The following is a 2985-nucleotide window of genomic DNA, read 5'->3' as shown; positions in this document are numbered from 1 at the left end:
AAATTCGCCTTGTTTTCACCGAAAACCGCTGGCTAGAGAATTAAGCTTAAAGATCATCATGATAAATTATGTTGGTATATCTCTTAACCAGAGTTCAGGTTAAGTTATATTTTTAAAGCCAATGTATATTGGCTTTTTTTAGCTCTGCAGTTTTAGGGCTTAGTAACCTCGTTTACGCCAAAAATCATTAACAGAGCCTTGCTCTTCAAGTGCAACGTTAAATGTTTTATCGGCAATAATTTTATTATTTAGGGTGAGTGTCATTCGCCAATCACCTAATTTATTTTCAATAGGCTCCCACAGCGTATCACCTAAATAAAACTGCCAGTCGTTCTCTTTAATGTATTCAACGCCTTCAAAGGGCGGCATTATTTCACCATTACTGTCTGGTATATCGGGGTGATAAATACAAAAGTGAAGTTTTTCGCCTTTTGCTTTTTTGATATTAATTATTAAACCAAATTCAACATCAAGCTTGGCAATTACATTGGTTGTAAACTGCTCAATTTGTGGCAATGCTTTACTTTTGCTATCCCATGTAGAATAAATCCCACAACTTTGAATCGACACCTCAGGTTTTGATTTTGCCATTACACCATTCTTTACTTTAGGCTGTTAATGCACTGATTTTATAATACATGCAGCTTAAGTAAAATCACCTGATTAACAAACATACTCAATGTTGATTTATTTTTGCACATTGCTTGCACATTTAAGATCAAAAATAGCGTCAATTAGTACTTAATTGGCTGTGTATGATGAATCACTCTCTATGTAATAAAGTTAAACTATTAAAAATTTCGTTTTTAAGCGCAGCAATTTCTTCTCTTGTTGCATGTGGCAGTGATGAGCAAAACCTAACAACCGCCACTGATGAAAGTACAAGTTCAAGCAGTGAAAGTACAACAGCAACAAGTGGCACCAGCTCAACCGAGCAAGTGCTATGTGAATACAGTTACAATGAATATAACGACTCAACATCAGTGCAAACCACCAGCTCTGCTGATTGGCATGCACAGGTACAACACGCGATGTAGTTGCTAATGGCATTCCAGATCATGATGTGGGCACGTTTCCTAATCCCGACAATCCAAACACCATTTCTGAGCAAACAGTGAGTGAGAGCTTTACGTTAACGCCTGAACAAAGCGATACCGCAACCTTAATGGGCGGCCCTCGAGGCGTGTTAGGCATAGTACTAAATGGCGTTAAAATTGATGCTGGTACCGGTGGCAGTTGTGATGACTCTGGCGATAATTGCTCGCTTGGCGATAACAGTGGCAACTGGAGTATTGAAGCACTAAGCCAAGATACCTTTAGTTTTGGTACTGACGATAACAACGCACACGTACAGCCCGATGGCACATATCATTATCATGGCATGCCTGAGGGATTTATCTCCCTTAGAGGCGGCAACAGCTCAACAATGACTCTAATTGCATGGGCGGCTGATGGGTTTCCTATTTATGCGCGTTATGGCTATAGCACCGCGGATGATGCAAGTTCGTCACTTAAAGTAATGACAGGTAGCTACCAACATATTAGTACTGTAAGCGATAACCGCCCTTCTACCGATATTTATCCACTGGGGACTTTTGCACAAGATTGGGAATATGTAGCTGGCTCTGGCGATTTAGATGAGTGTAATGGGCGCTTTGGTGTTACCCCTGAATTTCCACAAGGCATATACCATTACTATGCAACCGATACTTATCCGTTTTTTCAACGCTGTGTTAAAGGCGAGCTATAAATTTACTTATAGGCAAAGTGAGCATGATGAAATTACATAAAAAAGCACTGGTTGCGCTTATTTTAGTGGCCAACATTGTTATAGCACCGGTTGTTTATGCACATTTAATGGTGGCTCAACACGGAACATTAAACGTGATTGATAACCATGCCTTTATAGTACTCTCGCTACCTATTTCTGCATTTAATAACCTTGATGATGATTTAAATAAAAAAGTATCTATGGATGAATTTAACGCCCATAAAAAGCAAATCAGCAAAACTATAATGCGAGGGGTTTATTTAAACGATCATCATTATAAGTTTTCTTTAGAGGGCTTATTACTAAACCCTGAAGTGTCGCATACTGATACTAATAACATTGAGTACATAACGATTACGGGCCGATATACAGTGCCCAATATAAGCGCACAACTAAAATTAAACGTTAGGTTATTTAGTCAAAATTCTGATTTAAATAAGTACCACATTACTGCCACTAACAAACAGCAAAAAATGACTCATCAGTTTGACTTAACACCGCGTACGCCCTTTAGCACAGTGTTTTAAACTAACAATTAAGTAGCCAAGGGCAGACTTAATATTAAGCTGCCCTTTTTTAATTTATTGCGCTAATAATTTTGGATTTTTAGGAAAGAAATTCTCTGGTTGTTTTTCACAAAGCGAAAATTCGCGAGTGTTTTTATAAGGAAGCTTCATAAATCCTGCTACCCCTACATCAGTAATGTTAACTGCATACTGCATTAATTTATTAAGTAACCGTTTAAACTCTAATTCTTTGCTTTCATCGAGTAAGCGATAGTAATGGTGTATTTTCATTCTATCTGGCAGGGCTTCAAATATAATACAGCCCGTATGATGAATTTGATTTAGCTCAAACACGCATCTAATCACTTTTTTAGGAAGTTGCAGCTGCTCATCAGGGTCTTTACCGTCTTCAAAGTAAGAATGTGGACGTGCAATTTCGTTTGCCTTCATGCTAACAACTTCATAATCAAGCTCAGGGAGGTTATCAAACTTAAACGCCCCAGTTCCATCTCGCTCTAACTGAATAGTTTTACGCGCATCAAATAAACAACACTTAAATAAACCTTTTTGACTTATCGCTTGTGCAAGCATCACGGTATTATTAATGGCATCGGTAAAGGCTGTTTTTAAACTTTCATCATGCATAATAAGCGATGACTCAACAAACACCGACTCATCTTTCCAATGAAAACTCAATCCACCCACTAC

The 2985-nt window shown here is 38.2% G+C and carries 2 protein-coding genes and 2 pseudogenes; 2 read left to right on the top strand and 2 right to left on the bottom strand.

The genetic code is table 11. The features are described from left to right. Nucleotides 1–159 precede the first annotated feature (159 nt). Entirely contained in the window at nt 160–591 is a 432-nt protein-coding gene (locus B2R65_RS13650) for a DUF3859 domain-containing protein (RefSeq protein WP_004586517.1), read from the bottom strand. 164 nt (nt 592–755) lie between these two features. Between B2R65_RS13650 and B2R65_RS13645 the strand changes: the two are divergent. Together B2R65_RS13645 and B2R65_RS13640 are read left to right on the top strand one after the other, a co-directional pair. Further along, nucleotides 756–1750: pseudogene (locus B2R65_RS13645) on the top strand (YHYH protein). A gap of 23 nt (nt 1751–1773) precedes the next feature. Further along, a complete protein-coding gene (locus tag B2R65_RS13640) occupies nt 1774–2298 on the top strand; it encodes a hypothetical protein (RefSeq protein ID WP_085065423.1) in 525 nt (174 codons plus the stop codon). Between the two features lie 54 nt (nt 2299–2352). Here B2R65_RS13640 and B2R65_RS13635 read toward each other — a convergent pair. Further along, nucleotides 2353–2985 (bottom strand): annotated as a pseudogene (locus tag B2R65_RS13635) (serine/threonine protein kinase); the annotation flags it as partial.

It is taken from the genome of Pseudoalteromonas sp. UBA2102 (genome assembly GCF_002331165.1).
In the GTDB taxonomy this organism is placed as follows: domain Bacteria; phylum Pseudomonadota; class Gammaproteobacteria; order Enterobacterales; family Alteromonadaceae; genus Pseudoalteromonas; species Pseudoalteromonas atlantica.
Note: the sequence above shows the minus strand (reverse complement) of the source record. Positions and strands in the feature narration are given on the sequence as shown.